The following is a 21,656-nucleotide window of genomic DNA, read 5'->3' as shown; positions in this document are numbered from 1 at the left end:
AGATAGACATCTTCGTCCGCGCCCGGTAGGGCACATTGCTCAGTCTACGTCGTCACACCCGCGCACGGCGAGGCCCCACCCCATCCGACGCGAGACCCCGCCCACGCGCCGACCCATCCCACGCGAGACCCCGCCCACGCGCCGAGACCCCGCGTCCCAACACGGGGTCTCGGCGTCCAGGCGGGGTCTCGGTGCCCGGCGGGATGCCGGTGTCAGCTCGCGGAGTCGACGCCCGCCGCGGCAGTCCGCCGCCGGCGGGCGGCCATGATCACACCGGCGGCGATCATCGCCAGCATCACCAGCACGAACCCGTACGGCGGCTCGGCTCCGGTGCTCGCGAGGGCGCCCGCCGGCAGCACCTCGACGGCGGCGGTGAGCGGGTCCTCCCCGACCGACGCGATCACGAGGGTGTGCGCGCCGAGGGCGAAGTCCGCCGGGATCGCGACGTCGAACGCGACCGTCCCGTCCGCTCCGGCGGCGGGGATGCCGCTCACCACGATCGGGTCGCTGTGCAGCGTCGCGGAGATGCGCTGACCGGCCTCGAGGCCGCTCACCCGCACGTGCAGTGAGCCGCCCTGCTCGACCCGGCCGTCGCCGACGTCGATCGTCGCCCACGCGCCCCCGTCGCCAGCCCCCTCGCCGCCGCCGTCGCCGTCACCGTCGCCGTCGCCGCCGCCCGGCGTCGTGGACTGCGCGTCCACGAGTACCGCGACCGTGCGCGCGGGCACCGTGACGGTACCCGTCTCGGCATCCCACGTCGTCGTCTTCACGACCGCGTCGGTGCCACCGGCCTGCGCCGCAGTCAGCGCGAAGTCGCGCCCGGCGAACGCGCCCACCTGCTGGGTCGTCGCGGTCGGCGACGCATTGAACACGACGAGCGCGCCGTCCAGAGCGGGGTCGGCGTCCGCGCCCACGACGTCGTCGATCGCCATCACGATGACGCCCGGCGTCGCGCCGGTGCCGCTGTTCGGGAAGCTGACCTTCTCGGAGATCCGCTCCGCCGAGCCGAGCTGCAGCAGCCCGACCTCCGAGCGCACGCGCAGCAGGTCCAGCGCCTGACCCTCGGCCGCGGCGATGTCTGCCGCGGTCGGCTTCAGCGCGGGGTTGGCCAGCAGCGGGGCCATGACGCTCCACTTGGCCGAGTTGTCGGCCGACATCGGCAGCCCCGACCCGAAGGTCGACTCCTCACCGGTCCAGTCGATGCGGTTGAACCAGTCACCCGAGTTGTAGCTGTTGCGATCGAGCGACTTCGACCGCAGCAGCTCGGTGCCGGCGTGCCAGAACGACGGGCTCTGGCCGAGCGTGGCCGTCGCGAGCTCCAGCGTGTTCATGCGCACGCGGTCGGCCATCGAGGTCCCCACCGGCAGCTTGAACACCGACAGGTCGTACAGCGTCTCGTTGTCGTGCGCATCGACGTACGAGATGACCTCGTCCGGCTCGTCGGCGTAGCCGGCGGGCTGGCCGTTGTAGTCGATCTCGGAGCCCTTCTTCACCGAGCCGTCCGCCGTCGTCAGCGAGAAGTCGCGCAGGTTGCCCGCGAGACCCAGCTTGACGAGGTCGGCCTGGTGACCGAGATCGGCGAGCGCCTGCTCGGTGGTCCCGTTGATCGGGTCGCCGTTCGGGTCGGTGCCGAGGCCCGTGCCATAGCCCTGACGGAAGGTCGACCCGCTGTCGACGGGGCTGCCGCCGTGCACGGCGTCCCGCAGGCGGTCGTTGAACGTCCCGATGCCGGTGCCGCCGAGCTGCCCCTGCGTCGCCTGCTCGAACAGGGCGTTGTCGGCGACCTCGCCGAAGTTCCAGCCCTCGCCGTACAGGTAGATCGCCTTCCCGTCGACGCCGTCCTTCTCGAGCGTGAGCTCGTCGAGCGCGGCGCGCACGGCCAGCAGGTTCTCCTTCGAGTGGTGACCCATCAGGTCGAAGCGGAAGCCGTCGACCTTGTACTCCCGTGCCCACAGCACGACGGAGTCGACCATGAGCTTCTGCGCCACCTCGTGTTCGGTCGCGACGTTCTGGCAGCACGTCGAGGTCTGCACCGCGCCGTTGCCGTCGAGCCGCTGGTAGTAGCCCGGCACGACCCGGTCGAGCACCGAGGTGTCGGCTTGGCCGGCGGCCGAGGTGTGGTTGAACACCTCGTCGAGCACGACCTGCAGGCCCATGCCGTGCAGCGCCCCCACCATCGAACGGAACTCGCTGACGCGCGCACCGCCCTCGGGATTCACCGCGTACGACCCCTCCGGCGCCTGGTAGTGGAACGGGTCGTAGCCCCAGTTGAAGCCGTCCGCGTCGGCGACGGCAGCCACGCACGCCTGCTGCTGGTCGGAGTCGGGCGCGTACGACGCGAGGTCGCACGCCGGAACGGCCTGCGCCGCGCGGTCCTCCTCGATCGTCGCGATGTCGAACGACGGCAGCAGGTGCACCGTGTTGATGCCGGCGGAGGCCAGCTGCGTCAACTGCTGCGTACCGGCGCTGTCGCGCGTGAACGCGAGGTACGTGCCACGCTCGGCGGCGGGCACCGTCTCATCCGTGATCGAGAAGTCGCGGATGTGCAGCTCGTAGATCGCCCGATCGACGGCGTTCTCGATGACCGGAGCCGGGGTCTCGGACCACTGCTCGGGCTGCCAGGCAGGGTCGGCGAGGTCGATCGCGACCGAGCGCGTCGAGTTCGTCGTCAGGGCGATCGACGACGGATCCGTGACGGCGTTCGTCTCGATCTTCCCCGTCGTCGGCGCGTAGACCACGACCTCCCACAGGTATTCGGCGCCGGCGAGGCTCTTCTGCCCCGCGACCGTCCAGGTGCCGGATGCCGCGTCGAACGCGGCCTCGTGCCGGGTTGGCTCTCCGGTCCCGCCGGCGGGCCACGTCAGCAGGGTCGCCGTCTGCGCGGTGGGAGCCCAGAGCCGGAAGGTGGGCGCACCGCCGTCGAACGAGACGCCGAGCGGCTGGTCTTCGACGGCGTCGGCGTACAGGTCGTCGAGCACGCCGGGGATCTGCACACCCGTGAACGCCACGAGCGCACCGCCCGCGTCGCGCTGCGCGACCGCGACCTGCCCGCGCAGCAGCGCGGCCACGGCGTCACGGTCCTGCCCGTCGACGTGCAGCGCGACGTATCCGGACAGCGCGGGGAACCGCTCGCGTTGCGCGGCGGTGAGGCCGCCGGTGATCCGGGTGAGCGCGATCGGCTCACCGCCCGTGACAGCACCGTCCGTCACCGCGAGGCCGGCCGCCGCGGACCCGTACAGCTCCCACGTCGCGGCATCCGCCCTCGCACCCAGCTCGCCCGGCCAGACGATCGTCTCGGCGTCGATCCAGTGCGCGCGCGACTGTCCCGTGCCCGCCAGCGGCGGGTCGGCCGACGTGATCTCGAGCACGTGCGTCGCGATGTCGTAGCGGAACGTGACGCGTTTGCCCTCCGTCGCCGAGAAGTCGATGTTCGCGCCGTCCTTCACGCCGCCCTCGCCGTAGTTCTCGTTCCAGGTCAGACCGTGCGTGACCTTCACCTGGTAGGCGCCCGTCGCGATCTTCGTCGTGGAGTACTCCAGAATGCCGTCGCCGTCGCCGTCGAACATGAGCGTCGCGAGGCATCCCGGCGCCCAGTCCATGCTGCAGCCGACCTGCGACTGGAACGACCCGGCGAGGGTCACGGCGGGTCCGTCGGCGGTGGAACGCACGAGCTTCGTGCGCGGATCGAACCAGAACGTCACCGGTCCGCCCGCGTGCGAGAGCGCGATGTTCGCCCCGCTCGCCACACCGTTCGCGCCGTAGTTCTCGTCCCAGCTCTTCTCGGTCGCGACCTTGTACTCGTAGTCGCCGGCCGGCAGGTCGACGGTGAGCTGCCAGATCCCGTCGACCAGCGTCATCTGCGCCTGGTCGCAGTCGGGGGCCCAGTCGCCCGCGCAGCCCATCTCGGTGTTGAGCGACCCGGGGATGCTGACGAAGTCGTACGGCGTCGCTTCTTCGGGCTCCTCCGGCTCGGGCTCCTCGACGAGGGTGACCCGGTTGCCGACGGAGGCGTACGTGGATGCCGCGGAGCGGTGGCCGGCGGCATCCGTCGACACCGCGCGGTACTCGATCAGCGTCCCGTCGGCCAGGCCGGCGACGTCGTGGTAGACGCCCGGGGTGGTGTCTTCGGCGGTGCCCAGCGCGTGCCATTCGTCGCCGCCGACAACCCGCCAGGCGAAGCTCGTCTGCCGCCACGACTGGTCGGCGGTCGCCCACCGAGCCCGACACCCCCGCGCCGGCGACGGGAACGGTGACCTGCAGCGCCGCCGCCTCGCTCGGCGCGGTCACCGCGCGGTCGGCCCGGTAGACGACCGCCGACAGTGCCGGGACGGTGACGGATGCCGCGGCATCCGCGTCACTCGTCGTGGTGCCGGACGCGCCGTACAGCCCCGTGAACGTGGCCGCCGCGGTCAGCGTCGGCACCGACACCGTCGCCGCCGAGGCGGTGTTGTTGAGCGCGACGAGGTACTCGACCTTCTCCGCCGCGTCGACGCGCGAGAAGGCGTAGACGCCGTCTTTCGCATACCGCTCGATCTGCGCCCCGTCCACGAGCGCGGGGTGCTCCGCGCGCAGATCGGCGAGAGCGGCGATGTGCCGGTAGAGCACGGCGTCGGTGTCGTAGCGATCGACGGACCCCGCCGTCGACCCGTCGATGAGGGTCTGGTTCTGGTACTCGGCCACGTCGCTGGCGAACAGGCTCTGCCGCGCGCTCTTGTCGTTGCCGGGGTCGGCACCCGTGAAGCCCTGCTCGTCGCCGTAGTAGACGACCGGCTGGCCGCGGCTGAGGAACATCAGATCGTGCGCGAGCTGGTCACGCGCCTGCGCGTCGGCGGACTTCTTCAGCAAGTAGCCGATGCGGCCCATGTCGTGGTTGCCGAGGAACGTCGGCAACGCCGTCGCCGACGAATCCGGTGTGGTGTAGCGGTCATCGCCCGCGAAAAGCTTCTGCAGCACCGTCGCGTCGCCGCCCTTGGCGAAGCTCGTCGCCGCCGACTGGAACGTGAAGTCGAGCACCGAGCTCATGTCGGTGTCGCGGACGTAGGGCGCGAGCAGCGCCGGGTCGGCGTCGTACACCTCGCCGAACATGAAGAAGTCGCTCTTGCCCTTGCTGTGCGCGTAATCGAGCACCTGGGTCGTCCAGCCCTGCCAGAACTCGAAGTTCACGTGCTTGGCGGTGTCGATGCGGAACCCGTCGATGCCGAGGTCGATCCACGTCTGGTACACCTGCGCGAAGCCGTCGACGACCGCGGGGTTCTCGGTCATGAGGTCGTCGAGGCCGGAGAAATCGCCGTACGTCGTGGACTCGCCCGAGTAGGTCGAGTCGCCGCGGTTGTGGTACAGCGTGACGTCGTTGAGCCACGCCGGCACCTTGATGTCCTTCTCGGCGTCGGCGACGACGGGCGTGTAAGGGAAGCTCGTCGCGGCATCCATCGCGGGGAACGTGTTCGTCCCGGCGTAGTCCGCGGGGTCGAACGGGGTGCCGGCGGCATCCGTGTACGGCGCGGATGCCTGGTCGATGTAGGTGTACTGGTTCTCGGCGTACGAGATGACGTCGGCGGTGTGGTTGGTGATGATGTCGAAGTAGACGTCGATGCCGCGGTCATGCGCGTCGTCGATGAGCGCCTTCAGCTCGTCGTTGGTGCCGAGGTGCGGGTCGATCTGCGTGAAGTCGGTGACCCAGTACCCGTGGTAGCCGGCGCTCGCGTCGGCGCCGACGCCCTGCACGGGCTTGTTCTTGAAGCTCGGCGTCAGCCAGATCGCGGTCGTGCCGAGGCCGGCGATGTAGTCGAGGTTCTGCTGCAGGCCGGCGAGGTCGCCGCCGTTGTAGAAGCCGGTTGACGTGGGGTCGAACCCGGTCGTGAGCCGGTCGCCGGTGAGGCCGCCGGTGTCGTTGCCGGCGTCGCCGTTGGCGAAGCGGTCGGTCATCACGAAGTAGAACTGCTTGCCGTCGCCGGCCTGGCGCACTGGCGCGGCGACCAGCGCGTCGTCGGCGGCGGTGTAGCCGGACGCCAGGGATTCGACCTCGATCCCGATGCGGTGGCTCTCGTCGTCGTAGACGAAGCGGAGCCTGGCGGGTCCGTCGATCGTCAGGGGCAGGTTGGCTCCGCCTGCCGCACCGTCGGCGCCGTAGCTCTCGTCCCACGTGCCGTCCAGCGCGACCTTGTACTCGTAGGTGCCGGCGGGCACGTCGAACGTCTGCGCGTACTGCGACGTGCCGTCGACGGGCTGGAGGGTGCTCGCGGCGCACGCGGGGTCCCAGTCCCCGGGGCATCCGATCTCACTCTGCAGGCTGCCGACGAGGACCGGGGTGCGGTCTGCCGCGACAGAGGGGGCCGCGACGACGGCGACGGCTCCCGATCCGACGAGCAGCGCGGTCGTGAGCGCGGCGAGGCGTCGCCGGGCTGGAGTGGACAGGGTCATCGTCGACACGGAGGCTCCTGGGGGGTCGTGGGCACGACGACGTGCCCGGGCTGTCGCGGTCCACCATACTGTGACCGGTCACAGTCGCGCAATGCCCCGATGCGGGTTCGGCGGATGCCGTCCGTTCACCCGAACGTCACGCGCGCGCCACCCCGCGCCGATAGTCAGAGAGCATCCCCGCCCGCCCGACCTGAGGACACTCATGCCTTCGCCTGTCCGACGTCGTGCACTCGGTGCCGCCACCACGGCCGCACTCGTCTGCACGCTCGCCCTGACACCCCTGTTCGCCCCCGCGGCCGCCCTCGCCGCCGACGCACCCGCCGTCCCCGTCGTGCACTCCGCCGACGACGCGGCCATCTCGCTGACGCCGATCGGCACGCACGCCACCGGCGTGTTCGGCGGTTCCGCCGCCGAGATCGTCGCCGCCCACGGCGACCGCCTGTTCGTCGTGAACGCGAAGGCCGGCTCGGTGACCGTGCTCGACTACTCCGACGCCACGCAGCCGACGGAGCTGTTCGCCATCGCCGCCGACGGCGTCGCGAACTCGGTCGCCGTCCGCGCCGACGGCCTCGGCGTCATCGCGCTCGAGAACCCCATCAAGACCGAGCCCGGCCGGCTCGTGTTCTTCGACGCGGATGCCGATGCCGCCACGATCCTGGGCAGCGTGACCGTCGGGGCGCTCCCCGACATGGTGACGATCTCGAAGGACGGCCGGTTCGCCGTCGTCGCGAACGAGGGCGAGCCCGCCGCGGACTTCTCGGTCGACCCCGAGGGTTCGGTCGGCGTCGTGGCGCTGCCCACCACCAAGACGGCACCCGTGCAGAGCGACGTCCGCATCGCCGGCTTCGGCGCGTTCGAGGGCGCGAGCCTCCCCGCCGGCGTCCGGGTCTTCGGACCCGACGTCGCCGCTCCCGACCAGGGCGAGCGCCCGCTCGAGGCGAACCGGGTGAGCCGCAACCTCGAGCCCGAGTACATCACCGTCGACGGCGGCACCGCCTACGTCGCCGTGCAGGAGGCGAACGCGATCGCCGTCGTCGACCTCGCCTCGGCATCCGTCACCGATCTGTACTCGCTCGGATTCAAGGACCACGGCGCGGCCGGCAACGGCCTCGACGCAAGCGACCGCGACGAGGCCATCGACATCGCCACCTACCCGGGCCTGAAGGGCGTGTACATGCCCGACGGCGTCGCCTCGTACCAGGCGAGCGGGCAGACCTACCTCGTCACGGCCAACGAGGGCGACGCCCGGGAGTGGGGCTCGTACATCGACGAGGCCCGCGTGAAGGACCTCGGAAAGAAGACGCTGGCCGCCGTGTGCGCCGACAGCCCGCTCGCCGGGTTCACGGCGGACACCGCTCTCGGACGCCTGAAGATCGCGACCGACCTCGGCATCGCCGACGGCGCCGACTGCTACAGCGAGCTGTACAGCTACGGCGCACGCTCCTTCTCGATCTGGACCGCGGACGGTGAGCAGGTCTTCGACTCCGGCGACGGATTCGAGCAGGTCATCGCCGACGCGATCCCCGACTACTTCAACTCCGGCCACGACGAGACCGGCTTTGACACCCGCAGCGCGGCGAAGGGCCCCGAGCCCGAGAACGTCGCCATCGGAGCCGTGAACGGGCGCACCTATGCGTTCGTCGGGCTCGAGCGGGTCGGCGGCATCATGGTGTACGACATCACGGATCCCGCGGCATCCTCCTTCGTGACCTACGTGAACAACCGCGACTTCTCCGCGGGCGAAGAGCCCAGCAGCGCCTCGCTCGACCTCGGCGCCGAGGGCGTCACGTTCATCCCCGCCGAGCAGTCGACCACCGGCGAGCCGCTTCTCGCGGTCGCGAACGAGGTGTCGGGCACGACGACGCTGTTCGCGATCGACGACGGCCTCACCGACATCCAGGTGCTGACGATCAACGACTTCCACGGTCGCATCGAGCAGAACCTCGCCAACGGCGAGGCCGGCGCCGCCGTGCTCGCCGGCGCGGTCGACGCCTTCGAGGCGCAGAACCCGAACACGCTGTTCGTCTCGGCGGGCGACAACATCGGGGCATCCACCTTCACGTCCTTCATCCAGCAGGACACGCCGTCGATCCAGGCGCTGAAGGCTGCCGGTCTCGACGTGGGCGCCGTCGGAAACCACGAGTTCGACGCCGGCTTCGCCGATCTGAAGGACCGCGTCACTCCGGGCCTCGGGGGCAGCCACCTGTCCCTCGGCGCGAACGTCTATCTCAAGGGCACGAAGACTCCGGCGCTCGACGAGTTCCGCGTCGAGACCGTCGACGGTGTGCGCATCGCCTTCATCGGCACCGTCACCGAGCAGACTGCCGCGATGGTGACCCCGACGGGGATCGCGGGCATCGAGTTCGGCGACCAGCTCGAGGCCGTGAACCGCGCGGCGGCGAAGATCACCGACGGCGACCTCGCGGACGTCATCGTGGTGCTGGCGCACGAGGGTCCCGCGACGGGCTCCTGCGAGGCGGTCGCCGGTGACACCACCGCGTTCGGCGACCTCATCCGCGGCGCGTCCGCCGAGGTGGACGCGATCGTCACCGGCCACACGCACCAGTCGTTCGCGTGCGAGGTCGCCGGTCCCCGCGGCGAGCGCCCGGTGATCCAGGCGCACCAGTACGGCACGACGCTCGGCAAGCTCGACCTCTCGGTCGACTCCGCCACGAAGGAGCTCGTGTCGATCACGCCGTCGCTCGTTCCCCTCGTCGTGGGCGGCCAGGCCGCCTTCGCCGCCGACCCCGCCGTCGCCCAGATCGTGACGGATGCTGTGAAGGTCGCCGACCGCGAAGGCACCGTCGAGGTCGGAACCATCAGCGGCGACATCCTGCGCGGCGGCACGAACGGATCGGACCGCGGCGTCGAGTCCTCGCTCGGCAACCTCGTCGCCGACCTGTACCTGTGGGCGACGTCGAACGAGGACTACGCCGGCACCCCGGCGCAGATCGGGCTCATGAACCCGGGCGGCCTGCGCGCCGACCTCGTCAAGGTCGGCGACGGCACCGTCACCGTCCGCGACGTGGCCAACGTGCAGCCCTTCGCGAACACGCTCGTCACCGTCACCCTCACCGGGGCGCAGCTGAAGGCCGTGCTCGAGGAGCAGTGGCAGCCCGACGGGTCGTCGCGGCCGAAGCTGCACCTGGGCGTGTCCGACGGCTTCACGTACACCTACGACCCGACGGCCGCGCGCGGCGCACGCATCACGTCGATGAGCCTCGACGGCAAGGCGATCGCCGCGACCGACCGCTTCACCGTGGTGACGAACTCGTTCCTCGCCGCCGGCGGCGACAACTTCGTCACCTTCGCGGCGGGCACCGACCGCACCGACACGGGTCAGGTCGACCTGCAGGCGACGGTCGCGTACTTCGCGGCCCACGACGTCGTCGACCCGGCGCCCCTCGGTCGCGCGGTCCTCGCCTCCGGCGGCGGCGAGCTGCCGGGCACCGGCGGGCCCACCGACGCCGAGCTGGGTGCCGCGCTCGAGGGCGCGACGATCGACTACGGCTCCGGCCGCGTCGAGCAGGGAGACGCCTTCACGGTGAACATCGCCGGGTTGCTGCCGGGTCAGCAGATCGCGGCGACGCTGTTCAGCGACCCGATCGTGATCACCGGCATCCCCGCCGCGGGGACCGACGGACGGGTCTCGTTCACGGTCACCGTGCCGACGAACCTCACCCCCGGCGCGCACACGCTCGTGCTCACGTCGGGCACCGGGGAGGTGCGCCTCGCGGTGACGGTCCTGGCCGACGGCACCCTCGCCGCGACCGGCGGCACGTTCCCGATCGGATTCGTGACGGTGCTCGCCGCGGTCGCCTTGGCGCTCGGCGTGCTCGCGGTGCGGCGCCGGCGCGCCGACGCCGCGGCCTGAACCGCGACGCTACGGCGACGGCCCCCGGATGCCTTGGCATCCGGGGGCCGTCCCGTTCTCGCGCAGGTAGCTCAGGCGTCGGCTTCGGCGGCCCGCAGCGAGATGGCGGAGGTGCCGACCTCGTCGACGAAGCCCTCGATGTGCCGTTCGTCCGGGCCGACGTAGGCCGACAGCGGGCGGATGAGGGCGTTGGATGCCGCCTGCTCCATGATGTGCGCCGTCCAGCCCACGACGCGCGCCGCGACGAACAGCGGCGTGAAAGTCAGGGTGTCGAAGCCCATCAGGTTGTAGGCCGGGCCGGACGGATAGTCGAGGTTCGGGTAGATGCCCTTGCGCGCCACGAACTCGCGCTCGAGCGTCGCGTACAGCGCCTCCACGTCGGGGCGGTCGTAGTGCGCGATGAGGGTGTCGAGCGCGGCCTTCATCGTCGGCACGCGCGAGTCCCCGCGCTTGTACACGCGGTGGCCGAAGCCCATGATCTTGCGCTTCTCCGCGAGCGCGCGATCGAGCCAGGGGACGACGTTGTCGGCATCCCCGATCTCGTCGAAGATGTGCAGCACGGCCTCGTTCGCGCCGCCGTGCAGCGGGCCCTTGAGCGCGCCGATCGCGCCCACCACCGCGGAGTACAGATCGCTGAGGGTCGACGTGATGACCCGCGCCGTGAACGTCGACGCGTTGAAGGAGTGCTCCGCGTACAGGATCATCGAGCGGTTGAACGCGTCGACGACGACGGGGTCGGCCTCGGTGCCGAACGTCATCCAGAGGAAGTTGGCGGCATAGTCGAGGTCGTCGCGGGGGGCGATCAGCTCTTCGCCGCGCCGCCGCCGCTGGCCGTACGCGACGATGGCCGGCAGCGCCGCGAAGAGGCGGATGCTGCGCTGCAGGTTCTCCTCCGGCGTGCCTCCGGCGTCGAGCACCGACCCGGTGCCGGCGAGGTCGCGGGCACCGAGGACGCTGACGGCCGAGCGGAGCTCGTCCATCGGATGGGCATCGAGCGGAGTGAGGTCGATGACGGCCTTCACGTCGTCGGCGAGCGCGCGGTGCTGCCGCTCGGTCCGGCGCAGGTCGGCGAGCTGGTCATCGGTCGGCAGCTCGCCGTTCCACAGCAGGTACGCCACCGCCTCGGCGGGCTGGGTCGCGGCGAGCTCGTGCACGGGGTAGCCGCGGTAGAGCAGCGAGTTGGTCTCGGGGTTCACCTTGCTCACCGACGTGACGTCAGCGACGACCCCCGCGAGCCCCTTGTGGATGTCCTGGTCGGGCATGCTCACTCCTTCGTGATCTGAAAGTTGAAGACGTTCGTGTCGAAGTGGTTGTACGCCTCGTAGTCGAGTAGGTCGTACAGGTCGGCGCGATGCTGCATCTGGCCCAGCTGCGAGGTCAGGTGCCCCTCGTCGTTCAGCGTATCCAGCGCGCGGCCCGCCGCGCCCATCGCCATCCGCAGGAGGGACACCGGCCAGATGACGATCTGCACCCCGGCATCGCGCAGCTGGTCGACAGCGAACAGCTCGCTCTTGCCGAACTCGGTCATGTTGGCGAGGATCGGCACGTCGACCGCGTTCGCGACGGCCTCGAACTCGGCGAGATCGCGCATCGCCTCGGGGAAGATCGCGTCGGCCCCGGCATCCACCAGCGCCTTCGCGCGGTCGATCGCGGCGTCCAGCCCTTCCACGGCGCGGATGTCGGTGCGCGCCATGATGAGGAAGTTCGGGTCGCGGCGAGCGTCGACGGCGGCGCGGATGCGCTTGAGGGCGGTGTCCTCGTCGACGACCTGCTTGCCGTCGAGGTGCCCGCAGCGCTTCGGGTTGACCTGGTCCTCGATGTGCGTGCCCGCGAGGCCCGCGTCTTCGAGCGTCTGGATCGTGCGGGCGACGTTCATCGGCTCGCCGAACCCGGTGTCGGCGTCGATGATGGCGGGCAGTTCCGTCATGCGGGCGATCTGCTGGCCGCGACCGGCGACCTCGGTGAGGGTCGTCAGGCCGATGTCGGGCAGGCCCAGGTCGGCCGAGAGGACCGCGCCGGAGATGTAGACCCCGTCGAAGCCCTTGCGCTCGATCAGCCGGGCGCTGAGCGGGTTGAACGCGCCAGGGAACCGCAGCAGCTCGCCCGCCGCGAGTCGCTCCCGGAGAATCCGCCGCTTCTCGGCGGCCGGCGTCTGGCTGTACAGCATCAGCACCCCTCCTTCGCGACCGGCCCCCGTGCCCAATTCAGTCTGCACGCCGCCCGCCGCGCGCCCGGCCCGCGGAAACCCGCGGCTGCGTCGCCTCGCTGTCCGCACGGAGACTGAGTTAGGCACAGAACGCGCGCGGCACCGGCTGCGCGGCGCATCAGAACAGCCCCTTCGGCGTGGCGACGGATGCCAGGACGCCCGCCTTCGCAACGATGTTGAGCTCCTGCACCTCGGCCGCCGTCAGCTCGGGCAGGCGCTCGGCGAGCGCGAGGAAGCGCTCGATCTCGGCCGGCTCGAGCACGGGCTCGGCGAGCAGGCGGAACTTGCGGATGTAATCGGCGCGGGCGAAGGGGCGCGCGCCGAGCGGGTGCGCGTCGGCGACGGCGATCTCATCGGTCAGGGTCGTGCCGTCGGCGAGGCGGATCTCGACCCGACCGCCGAACGCCTTCTCGTCGGGGTCTTCGGAGTGGTAGCGGCGCGTCCACTCGGCGTCCTCGGCCGTCGTGATCTTGTGCCAGAGCGCGACGGTGTCGGGGCGCGACGCACGCTCGGGGGTGTACGAGTCGACGTGGTGCCACCCGCCGTCCTGCAGCGCCACCGCGAAGATGTACGGGATCGAGTGGTCGAGGGTCTCGCGGGAGGCGGAAGGGTCGTACTTCTGCGGGTCGTTCGCCCCCGAGCCGATGACGTAATGCGTGTGGTGCGAGGTGTGCAGCACGATGGATGCCACGTTCTCCGGCGCGAACACGGTGTCCGCCTGCGGTCCCTGAGCCCGTCGAAGGGTGCGCGCCAGGTCGATCCACGCCTGGGCCTGGTACTCGGCCGAGTGCTCCTTCGTGTACGAGTCGAGGATCGCGCGCTTGGCCTCTCCCGGCGCCGGCAGCGGCACGTCGTAGCGCGCGTCGGGACCGTCGAGCATCCACGCGATGACGCCGTCCTCGCCTTCGTAGATGGGCGACGGCGACGTCTGGCCACGCATCGCGCGGTCGACCGCCTCGACCGCCATCTTTCCGGCGAACGCGGGCGCGTGCGCCTTCCACGTGGAGATCTCGCCCTTGCGCGACTGCCGGGTCGCGGTCGTCGTGTGGAGGGCCTGCCCGACGGCCTGGTAGATCGTGTCGGCGTCGAGGCCGAGGAGTGTCCCGATGCCGGCGGCGGCCGACGGACCGAGGTGCGCGACGTGGTCGATCTTGTGCTTGTGCAGGCAGATCGCGCGGACCAGGTCCATCTGGATCTCGTAGCCGGTCGCGATGCCGCGCACGAGCGCCGCGCCGTCGGCGCCGACGTGCTGGGCGACGGCGAGGATCGGCGGGATGTTGTCGCCGGGGTGCGAGTATTCCGCGGCGAGGAAGGTGTCGTGGTAGTCGAGCTCGCGCACCGCGACCCCGTTCGCCCACGCGGCCCACTCCGGGCTCGACACGGTCTCGTTCGGCTCGCCGAAGAGCGTCCCGCCGTGGCCGCCGCGGGAGACCGGGTGGTCGAGCGCCTGCGCGCGCGCCGCGACGACGGGACCGCGGGTGAGGGATGCCGCGGCCACCGCCGCGTTGTCGATCACCCGGTTGATGATCATGTCGACGACGTCCGCCTCCACGGCGACGGGGTCGGCGGCGACCTGGGCGATCTTGTACGCGAGCTGGTCCTCGCGGGCGAGGTTCTCCTCGCTGCGGTGGACGCGGACGTGGTGGATGACGGTCATGGGGTTCCTTCCAGGGAGGCGAGGATCGAGGTCAGCGCGTTGTGCAGGTGGACATGGGTGGCGTGGGCGGCGAGATCGCCGTCGCCCTCGCCGATGGCGCCGGCGATGACGCGGTGCTCGGCGACGGATGCCGCCAGACGCTCGGGGTTCTCACGCGCCAGGCGGCGCACCCGGAGGAGATGGGTGCGCACGTTCCGCAGCGCCGCGGTGAGGTAGTCGTTCGCCACGGCGGCGTCGATCGCGGCGTCGAACCGGGCGATGAGCGCGTAGTACGCGTCGGGGTCGGCGGCGGCATCCGTTCGGGCGAACTCACCGGCCAGTGCGGCGAACAGCTCGGCGTCGACCCCGCGTGCGGCGAGGCGCGCCGCCGTCTCCTCCAGGGCGCGCCGCACCTCGAAGAGCTCTCGGATGTCGCCGGCATCGATGTCACTGACCACCGTGAGCCGCGGCGACGGCTGGACGACGAGGCCGTCGGCCAGCAGGCGCCCCAGTGCTTCGCGCAGCGGCGTGCGACTCACCCCCAGGCGCACCGACTGCTCGACCTCGGCGAGCACCGCTCCGGGCGCCAGCACGCCCGACTGGATCTCGTCGAGCAGCACCCGGTAGGCGCGGTCACTGGCACGCACACGGTCTCCTCTCGACGCCCCGATTGTATACACGGAGGATACCGAAGGGAAGGATTAGACCTCTTTGAGCGATTAATGCATACAGAATGAGATACGTACCCGCCTCACGCGCCCGTGTGGAGCCGGTGAGTCACCACGGCGACATGGAGAGCGGCGACCTGCTCACCATCGTCGAAGTCGACGCCGAGAAGGTCTTCGAGCAGGGCGATGCGCTGATAGAACACCGACCGCGAGAGGTGCGCCGCTTCAGCGGCGGCCGTGCGATTGGACGGGTGCGCGAGCAGCGCCGTGAGCACGTCGAGGAGGTCGCCGCCGCGAGCGCGGCTCTCCGCCAGCAACGGATCGAGCATGCGCTCCGCATGCGCGACGAGACGGTGATCGTCGCGTAGCGCCGCGACCACCCGGGTGAGGGGACGCTCCGCCACACGCCGCCCGTCCGCGCCTGGACGGGAGGACCCGCGCACCCCTTCGTCGACGCCGACAAGGTCGATGGTTTCGCGCAGACCCGCGATGAGCGCTCCCATCGCACGCTCGTATTCGGCCGTGGGCTCGAGCGCGGGAATGACCGTGCCCGGGGCGAGCACGATGCGCGCCCGCACCGACGTCGACCCCGCCCGCAGGGCGTCTTCCAGTGCGGCGGCGAAGGCGTCGGCGCGGTTGTCGGCGGCACTCGTCGCGCGGCCCGCCACGGCGAGGATCAGAGGCGTACGCACGAGCGCCGACCCGTCGTCGACGGGCGCGCTCGTGCCGCACACGACGCGCGCGCCGATCGCCGCAGCGGCGATGTCTGCGGCCGCCGCGACCGCGACCGCGTCGCCGCCCCGGCCCGACGACACGAGCGCGACAGCCGCGAAGGCCACCGTGCCGACGAGCGGCATGCCCGCGGCATCCAGTCGCGCCGCCACCGCGGACAGACCGGTGAACCGTCCGTCGATCAGCGCGTCGACCACCCGGCGCCGTCCCAGCCGCGACCACTCCTCACCGCCGAGATCGGCGAGCCTGCCCAGAGCGAGCGCGGTGGCAGCCTGCTCGAGCACGGCGTCGCGTCCGGCGAGGTGGGCAGCGCCCGGCAGCGCCACGAGCCATCCCCAGCGGATGCCACGCGCCTCCACCGGCACGATCGTGCGACCCTCCCGATCGGGCGCCGCGGCGGCCGCGCGGGATCGGCGCGCCCAGTCGCGCAGCGTGCGGGTCTCGGTGGCTCCGCCGACGTGGGCGACGACGACCTCGTGACCGACGGTCTCCAAGACGACGGGAGCGGCCAGCGTGAGACCGACCTGTTCGACGATGAACTCCGTCGGCGCACCGCGAAGCGCAAGCCCCGTGAACAGTGTGCGCACCGCGTCGCGGGCTTCCAGCGCCGCCGTCTGGTCGGCGATGATCCGGCGGTGCACGGCCTCGGTGATGGTGACGAACTTCACCTCGCGGTGCAGCACGATCAGGGCGATGTCGGCGCTGCGCGCGGCGTCGGCCAGAACCGCCGGTACGTAGCGGTGGTGGGCGCCCAGCTCGAGCACGATGCCCGCGGCGCCCACCTCGGCCAGCTGCGCGACGAACAGCGTCAGCCGCCGGGGATCGTCGGGCCATCCCGATCCGGTGGACAGCAGCAGCTCGCCGCCTTCGAGCAGTCGCGCGACGTCCGCACTGTCGGAGACATGCACCCAGCGCACAGACGCCTCCAGCGCGGCACCGCCCACCACCACGACCGGCGCACCGGGGGCGAAGGCATCGAGGGCCAGCACCTCGGAGACGGTGGGGAGCACGGCGGGAAGATCCGCGGTCGGACGTTCTGTCCGAGAAGACTCCACATCGCGACGATCAGACACCTGCGTCTCCCCCCTGCGCTCCGTCAGCATAAGCATGTCACGACCCGGTCGAACTGTCCGAACAGGAGCCCTCATGGACCTCATCCGCCATCACATCGCCGGCCAGTCCGTCGGATCTGCCGAGCGCACGGGGCCCGTCTACGATCCCGCGACCGGTGCCGTACAGGCCGAGGTGGCCTTCGCTTCGACCGCCGAGACGGATGCTGCGATCGCGGCGGCCGCGGCGGCGCTGCCGGCCTGGCGCGCCACGAGCCTCATCAAGCGGGCTGACGTCTTCTTCCGCCTCCGCCACCTGCTGGTCGAACGCGCCGACGAGCTGGCCGCGATCATCACCGCCGAGCACGGCAAGGTGCTCTCCGACGCGAAGGGCGAGATCAGCCGCGGCATCGAGAACGTCGAGTTCGCGGCGGGACTGGTCCACCTGCTCAAGGGCGAGCACGCCGAACAGGTCTCGCGCGGCGTCGACGTGCACTCGGTGAAGCAGCCGGTGGGTGTGGTGGGCGCGATCACGCCGTTCAACTTCCCCGTCATGGTGCCGCTGTGGATGACGGCATCCGCCATCGCCTGCGGCAACACGGTCGTTCTCAAGCCCAGCGAGAAGGACCCCTCCGCCGCCCTCTTCCTGGCGCGTCTGTACGAGGAGGCGGGCCTTCCCGCCGGCGTGCTGAACGTCGTGCACGGCGACAAGGCGGCCGTCGACGCGATCCTCGAGTCCCCGACGGTGCGTGCCGTCAGCTTCGTCGGCTCGACCCCGATCGCCCGCTCGATCTACGAGCGCGCCGCCGCCGCAGGCAAGCGCGTGCAGGCTCTCGGCGGTGCCAAGAACCACATGGTCGTCATGCCCGACGCCGACCTGGATGCCGCGGCCGACGCCGCCGTCTCGGCCGCCTACGGCTCGGCCGGCGAGCGCTGCATGGCCGTGTCGGTACTCGTCGCGGTGGGTGACGACGTCGCCGATGCGCTCGTGGCCAAGGTCGCCGAGCGCATCGCGGGGCTGGCCATCGGCCCCGGCACGGATGCCGCGAGCGAGATGGGACCGCTCATCACCCGCGAGCACCGCGACAAGGTCGCCTCGTACGTCACCGGCGCCGCCGCCGAGGGCGCGACGGTCGTCGTCGACGGCACGACGCAGCACTTCGAGGGCGATGGCTTCTTCATCGGGGTCTCGCTCGTCGACCGGGTCACCCCCGGCATGAAGGTCTACGACGAGGAGATCTTCGGCCCCGTGCTCTGCGTCGCCCGCGTCGCCACGTACGACGAGGCGGTCGACCTCATCAATGCGAGCCCGTTCGCCAACGGCACCGCGGTCTTCACGCGCGACGGCGGCACCGCCCGACAGTTCGAGTTCGACATCGAAGTCGGTATGGTCGGCATCAACGTGCCGATCCCGGTGCCGGTGGGCGCGTTCTCGTTCGGCGGCTGGCGCAACTCGCTGTTCGGCGACGCGCACATCTACGGCCCCGAGTCCATCCACTTCTACACGCGGAGCAAGGTCGTGACGACTCGCTGGCCCGACCCCAGCGAAAGCCAGATCAGCCTCGGCTTCCCGAGTAACCACTGAGTCCGCGGCATCCGAAGGAGACATCATGAGCACCATCGACCCGGTCGCCGACCCTGCGGCGGATGCCGCGGTCCGCGGCGACGACCGCAGCCACGTCTTCCACTCGTGGAGCGCGCAGGCGCTCATCGACCCGCTGCCGGTTGCGGGAGGTGCGGGCGCGACGTTCTGGGACTATGCCGGAAACAGCTACCTCGACTTCTCGTCACAGCTGGTGAACCTCAACCTCGGCCACCAGCACCCCGATCTGGTCGCGGCGATCCAGGAGCAAGCGGGGCGCCTCGCCACGATCCAGCCGTCGATGGCCAACGACACGCGTGGCGAGCTGGCGCGCCGCATCAGCGAGATCGCTCCCGACGGCTTCTCGAAGGTCTTCTTCACCAACGGCGGGGCCGATGCCAACGAGAACGCGGTGCGCATGGCGCGCCTGGTCACCGGCAAGCGCAAGGTGCTGGCGATGTACCGCAGCTATCACGGCAACACCTCGACCGCCATCACTCTGACCGGCGACCCGCGCCGGTGGGCGAACGAGCCGGCCGATGCGTCCGTCGTGCACTTCTTCGGGCCGTACGCCTACCGCTCGCCGTTCCACGCGGCTTCCCCCGAGCAGGAGACAGAGCGTGCGCTCGCGCACCTCGAGCAGACGATCATCCTGGAAGGCGCTTCGACGATCGGCGCGATCATCATCGAGTCGGTCGTGGGCACCAACGGCGTGCTGATCCCGCCGCCCGGCTACCTGCCCGGCGTGCGCGAGCTCTGCGATCGCTACGGCATCGTCTACATCGCCGACGAGGTCATGGTCGGTTTCGGACGCCTCGGCACCTGGTGGGGCTTCGAGAACTTCGACGTCGTGCCCGACCTCATCACCTTCGCGAAGGGCGTCAACTCCGGCTACGTGCCGTTGGGCGGCGTCGTCATCTCCGACCGCATCGCCGCCCATTTCGACACGGTCTCCTTCCCGGGCGGACTGACGTACTCCGGGCATCCGCTGGCGTGCGCCCCGGGGATCGCCACCTTCGAGGTGTTCCGTCGCGACGGCATTTTGGAGCGCGTCCGCGACCTCGGCGAGCGCGTCGTGCGTCCGCGACTGGAGCAGATGGCCGCCCGGCACCCGTCGGTCGGCGAGGTGCGCGGTCTCGGTCTGTTCTGGGCGATCGAGCTCGTGCGCGACCGCCAGAGCCGCGAGCCGTTGGTTCCGTTCAATGCGGCGGGAGCGGACGCCGCGCCGATGGCCGCGTTCGCGGCGGCGTGCAAGAAGGCGGGCCTGTGGCCGTTCACGCACTTCAACCGCGTGCACGTGGCGCCGCCGTTGATCGTGTCGGAGGACGACCTCGTGCGGGGCCTCGACATCATCGACCGCGCGCTCGAGGTCACCGATGCCGAGGTGGCATCGTGACGACGTCGACGACCGTGCTCCGCAACGTCGTCAACGGGGTGCCGGTCGCCTCGGTCGGCGCGGCCCTGCCGCTCGTGAGCCCGGTGACCGGCGAGGTGTACGCGCACGCGCCCATCTCGACGGCGGACGAGGTGGATGCGGCGTTCGCCGCGGCATCCCGCGCCTTCGAGACGTGGAAGCGCACGACGCCCGCCCAGCGCCAGCTGCTGCTGTTCCGTCTCGCGGATGCGCTGGAGGCGCACGCGGAGGAGTTCGCCGATCTGGAGTCGCAGGACACGGGCAAGCCCCGCGCGAACCTGGTCGCCGACGAGATCGTCCAGTCGATCGACCAGCTGCGCTTCTTCGCGGGCGCCGCCCGTGACCTCGACGGGCGGGCGGCGGCCGAGTACGCGGAGGGGTTCACGTCGTACGTGCGCCGCGAGCCGATCGGCGTCGTCGCCCAGGTGACGCCGTGGAACTACCCGCTGAACATGGCCGTGTGGAAGATCGGCCCGGCCCTCGCGGCGGGAAACACGGTCGTGCTGAAGCCGAGCGAGACGACGCCGCAGACGACGGTGCGCCTCGCCGAACTCGCCGCCGAGATCTTCCCCGCCGGGGTCCTCAACGTCGTCCTCGGCGACCGGGAGACCGGCCGGATGCTCGTGGAGCACCCGACCCCGCAGCTCGTCGCGATCACCGGTTCGGTGCGCGCCGGCATGCAGGTGGCCGCTTCGGCCGCGCAAAGCCTCAAGCGTGTGCACCTGGAGCTCGGCGGCAAGGCGCCGGCCCTCGTCTTCGCCGACGCCGACCTCGACCGCGCCGCCCGCGGCATCGTGGAGGCGGCGTTCTTCAACGCCGGCCAGGACTGCACCGCCGCGACGCGCGTGCTCGTGGATGCCGCCGTGCACGACGAGCTGGTCGCGAAGCTCGTCGCCCACACCCGCGATCACGCCAAGGCGGGCGCACCGGACGACCCGGATGCGTTCTTCGGACCGGTGAACAACCCCGACCAGCTCGCGCGCGTGCAGGGGTTCGTCGACCGGCTGCCGTCGCACGCGGCGATCGCGATCGGCGGGCATCGCCAGGGCGATGCCGGCTGCTTCTTCGAGGCGACGATCGTCACGGGCGTCCGCCAGGACGACGAGGTCGTGCAGCAGGAGATCTTCGGCCCGGTGCTCACGGTGCAGCCGTTCGCGTCGGAGGAGGACGCGCTCGCGCTGGCCAACGGGGTGCCGTACGCCCTCGCGGCATCCGTCTGGACGCGCGAGCACGCGCGGGCGCTGCGGTTCTCGCGCGATCTCGACTTCGGCTGCGTCTGGATCAACGCGCACATCCCGTTCGTCTCGGACATGCCACACGGCGGCTTCAAGCACTCCGGGTACGGCAAGGATCTCTCGGTCTACGGGTTCGAGGACTACACCCGCCTCAAGCACGTCATGGCGAGCCTGGACTGAGCGTCTCCGCATCGACGCGCAGCAGCCCCGCGGCCGCACGGAGCACGGGCGCGACGGGCTCGATCCCGGGCCCCCAGCCCACCAGCGCGTGGGCGCTGAGACCGTCGATCATGGCCAGCAGATGCCACGCGAGGGGCTCCGGGTCGCCGGCGGGGATGGCCCCGTCTGCCATCCCGCGTGCGACCTCCTCAGCGATCACGGCGCGCCACGCATCCATCGCCGCGCGCACCCGCTCGGCCAGCGGGGTGTTGCGCGTGCCCAGCGCCCACGCCTGCACCCAGACCAGGGTGACGTCGCGGCGAGCGGGATCCAGGGTCGTCCGCAGCAGCGCACCGATCCGTACGGAAGCGGCAGCGTCGGGAAGCAGCGCGCGCACCTCGTCGAGCTCGGCCGAGACGATGTCGAAGAACGTGTCGGCGATCAGGTCGTCCATGCTCGGGATGTAGTGGGCGACCAACCCGGAGGCCACGCCCACCCGCGCGGCGACGGCGCGCAGCGTGACCGCGTCCAGTCCCTCGGCGAGCGCGATCTCGCGCGCAGCGCCCGCGATCTGCTCGCGCCTCTGATCGGCGCTCATCCGCGCCCGTCCGGCAGTTGACGTCGACGGCATCCGCTCGCTACCCTCCGGTGAGTTGATCATGTGATCAATAAGCTACTCCA

10 protein-coding genes and 1 pseudogene are annotated in these 21,656 nt (G+C 71.0%); 4 read left to right on the top strand and 7 right to left on the bottom strand.

Annotated features, from left to right (window positions below; genetic code table 11):
* Positions 1-686: 686 nt before the first annotated feature.
* Positions 687-6,420: pseudogene (pulA, locus tag JOD60_RS17365) on the bottom strand (pullulanase-type alpha-1,6-glucosidase); the annotation flags it as partial.
* A gap of 202 nt (positions 6,421-6,622) precedes the next feature.
* Here pulA and JOD60_RS04150 point away from each other — a divergent pair.
* A complete protein-coding gene (locus JOD60_RS04150) occupies positions 6,623-10,294 on the top strand; it encodes a choice-of-anchor I family protein (RefSeq protein WP_076688815.1) in 3,672 nt (1,223 codons plus the stop codon).
* 71 nt (positions 10,295-10,365) lie between these two features.
* Here JOD60_RS04150 and JOD60_RS04145 read toward each other — a convergent pair whose 3' ends face one another.
* The 5 genes from JOD60_RS04145 to JOD60_RS04125 all read right to left on the bottom strand — a co-directional run bounded on the left by JOD60_RS04145 (position 10,366) and on the right by JOD60_RS04125 (position 16,546).
* Positions 10,366-11,556: a bifunctional 2-methylcitrate synthase/citrate synthase gene (locus JOD60_RS04145; protein WP_076688813.1), complete on the bottom strand. Its 1,191-nt coding sequence runs from the start codon at positions 11,554-11,556 to the stop codon at positions 10,366-10,368.
* A 2-nt stretch (positions 11,557-11,558) separates the two neighbouring features.
* Positions 11,559-12,461: a methylisocitrate lyase gene (gene prpB, locus JOD60_RS04140; protein ID WP_076688811.1), complete on the bottom strand. Its 903-nt coding sequence runs from the start codon at positions 12,459-12,461 to the stop codon at positions 11,559-11,561.
* A 157-nt stretch (positions 12,462-12,618) separates the two neighbouring features.
* Complete coding sequence (locus JOD60_RS04135; RefSeq protein ID WP_076688809.1) at positions 12,619-14,157, bottom strand: MmgE/PrpD family protein; 1,539 nt, start codon at positions 14,155-14,157, stop codon at positions 12,619-12,621.
* A complete protein-coding gene (locus JOD60_RS04130; RefSeq protein ID WP_076688807.1) occupies positions 14,154-14,783 on the bottom strand; it encodes a GntR family transcriptional regulator in 630 nt (209 codons plus the stop codon). Before JOD60_RS04130 ends, JOD60_RS04135 begins: the two co-directional genes overlap by 4 nt.
* 104 nt (positions 14,784-14,887) lie before the next feature.
* On the bottom strand, positions 14,888-16,546 hold the full coding sequence (locus JOD60_RS04125; protein WP_307823842.1) for a PucR family transcriptional regulator ligand-binding domain-containing protein: 1,659 nt from the start codon (positions 16,544-16,546) through the stop codon (positions 14,888-14,890).
* Positions 16,547-16,682: 136 nt separating this feature from the next.
* On the opposite strand from JOD60_RS04125, the gene JOD60_RS04120 reads away from it, so the two are divergent.
* From JOD60_RS04120 to JOD60_RS04110, 3 genes are read left to right on the top strand one after another with little or no spacing between them, the layout of a single operon-like run.
* On the top strand, positions 16,683-18,170 hold the full coding sequence (locus JOD60_RS04120) for a CoA-acylating methylmalonate-semialdehyde dehydrogenase (RefSeq protein ID WP_076688803.1): 1,488 nt from the start codon (positions 16,683-16,685) through the stop codon (positions 18,168-18,170).
* A gap of 25 nt (positions 18,171-18,195) precedes the next feature.
* Entirely contained in the window at positions 18,196-19,563 is a 1,368-nt protein-coding gene (locus JOD60_RS04115; RefSeq protein ID WP_076688801.1) for an aspartate aminotransferase family protein, read from the top strand.
* Positions 19,560-20,996 carry an aminobutyraldehyde dehydrogenase gene (locus JOD60_RS04110; protein ID WP_076688799.1) on the top strand — a complete coding sequence of 479 codons (1,437 nt, stop codon included), beginning with the start codon at positions 19,560-19,562 and terminating at the stop codon, positions 20,994-20,996. The genes JOD60_RS04115 and JOD60_RS04110 overlap by 4 nt, the downstream gene beginning before the upstream one ends.
* Here JOD60_RS04110 and JOD60_RS04105 read toward each other — a convergent pair.
* The gene (locus JOD60_RS04105; protein WP_084201881.1) at positions 20,977-21,573 is read right to left on the bottom strand and encodes a TetR/AcrR family transcriptional regulator; all 597 of its coding nucleotides are present in this window, start codon (positions 21,571-21,573) and stop codon (positions 20,977-20,979) included. The genes JOD60_RS04110 and JOD60_RS04105 overlap by 20 nt on opposite strands.
* Positions 21,574-21,656: the final 83 nt, after the last annotated feature.

The sequence above is a fragment of the Microbacterium aurum genome, assembly GCF_016907815.1.
Lineage (GTDB): Bacteria > Actinomycetota > Actinomycetes > Actinomycetales > Microbacteriaceae > Microbacterium > Microbacterium aurum.
Note: the sequence above shows the minus strand (reverse complement) of the source record. Positions and strands in the feature narration are given on the sequence as shown.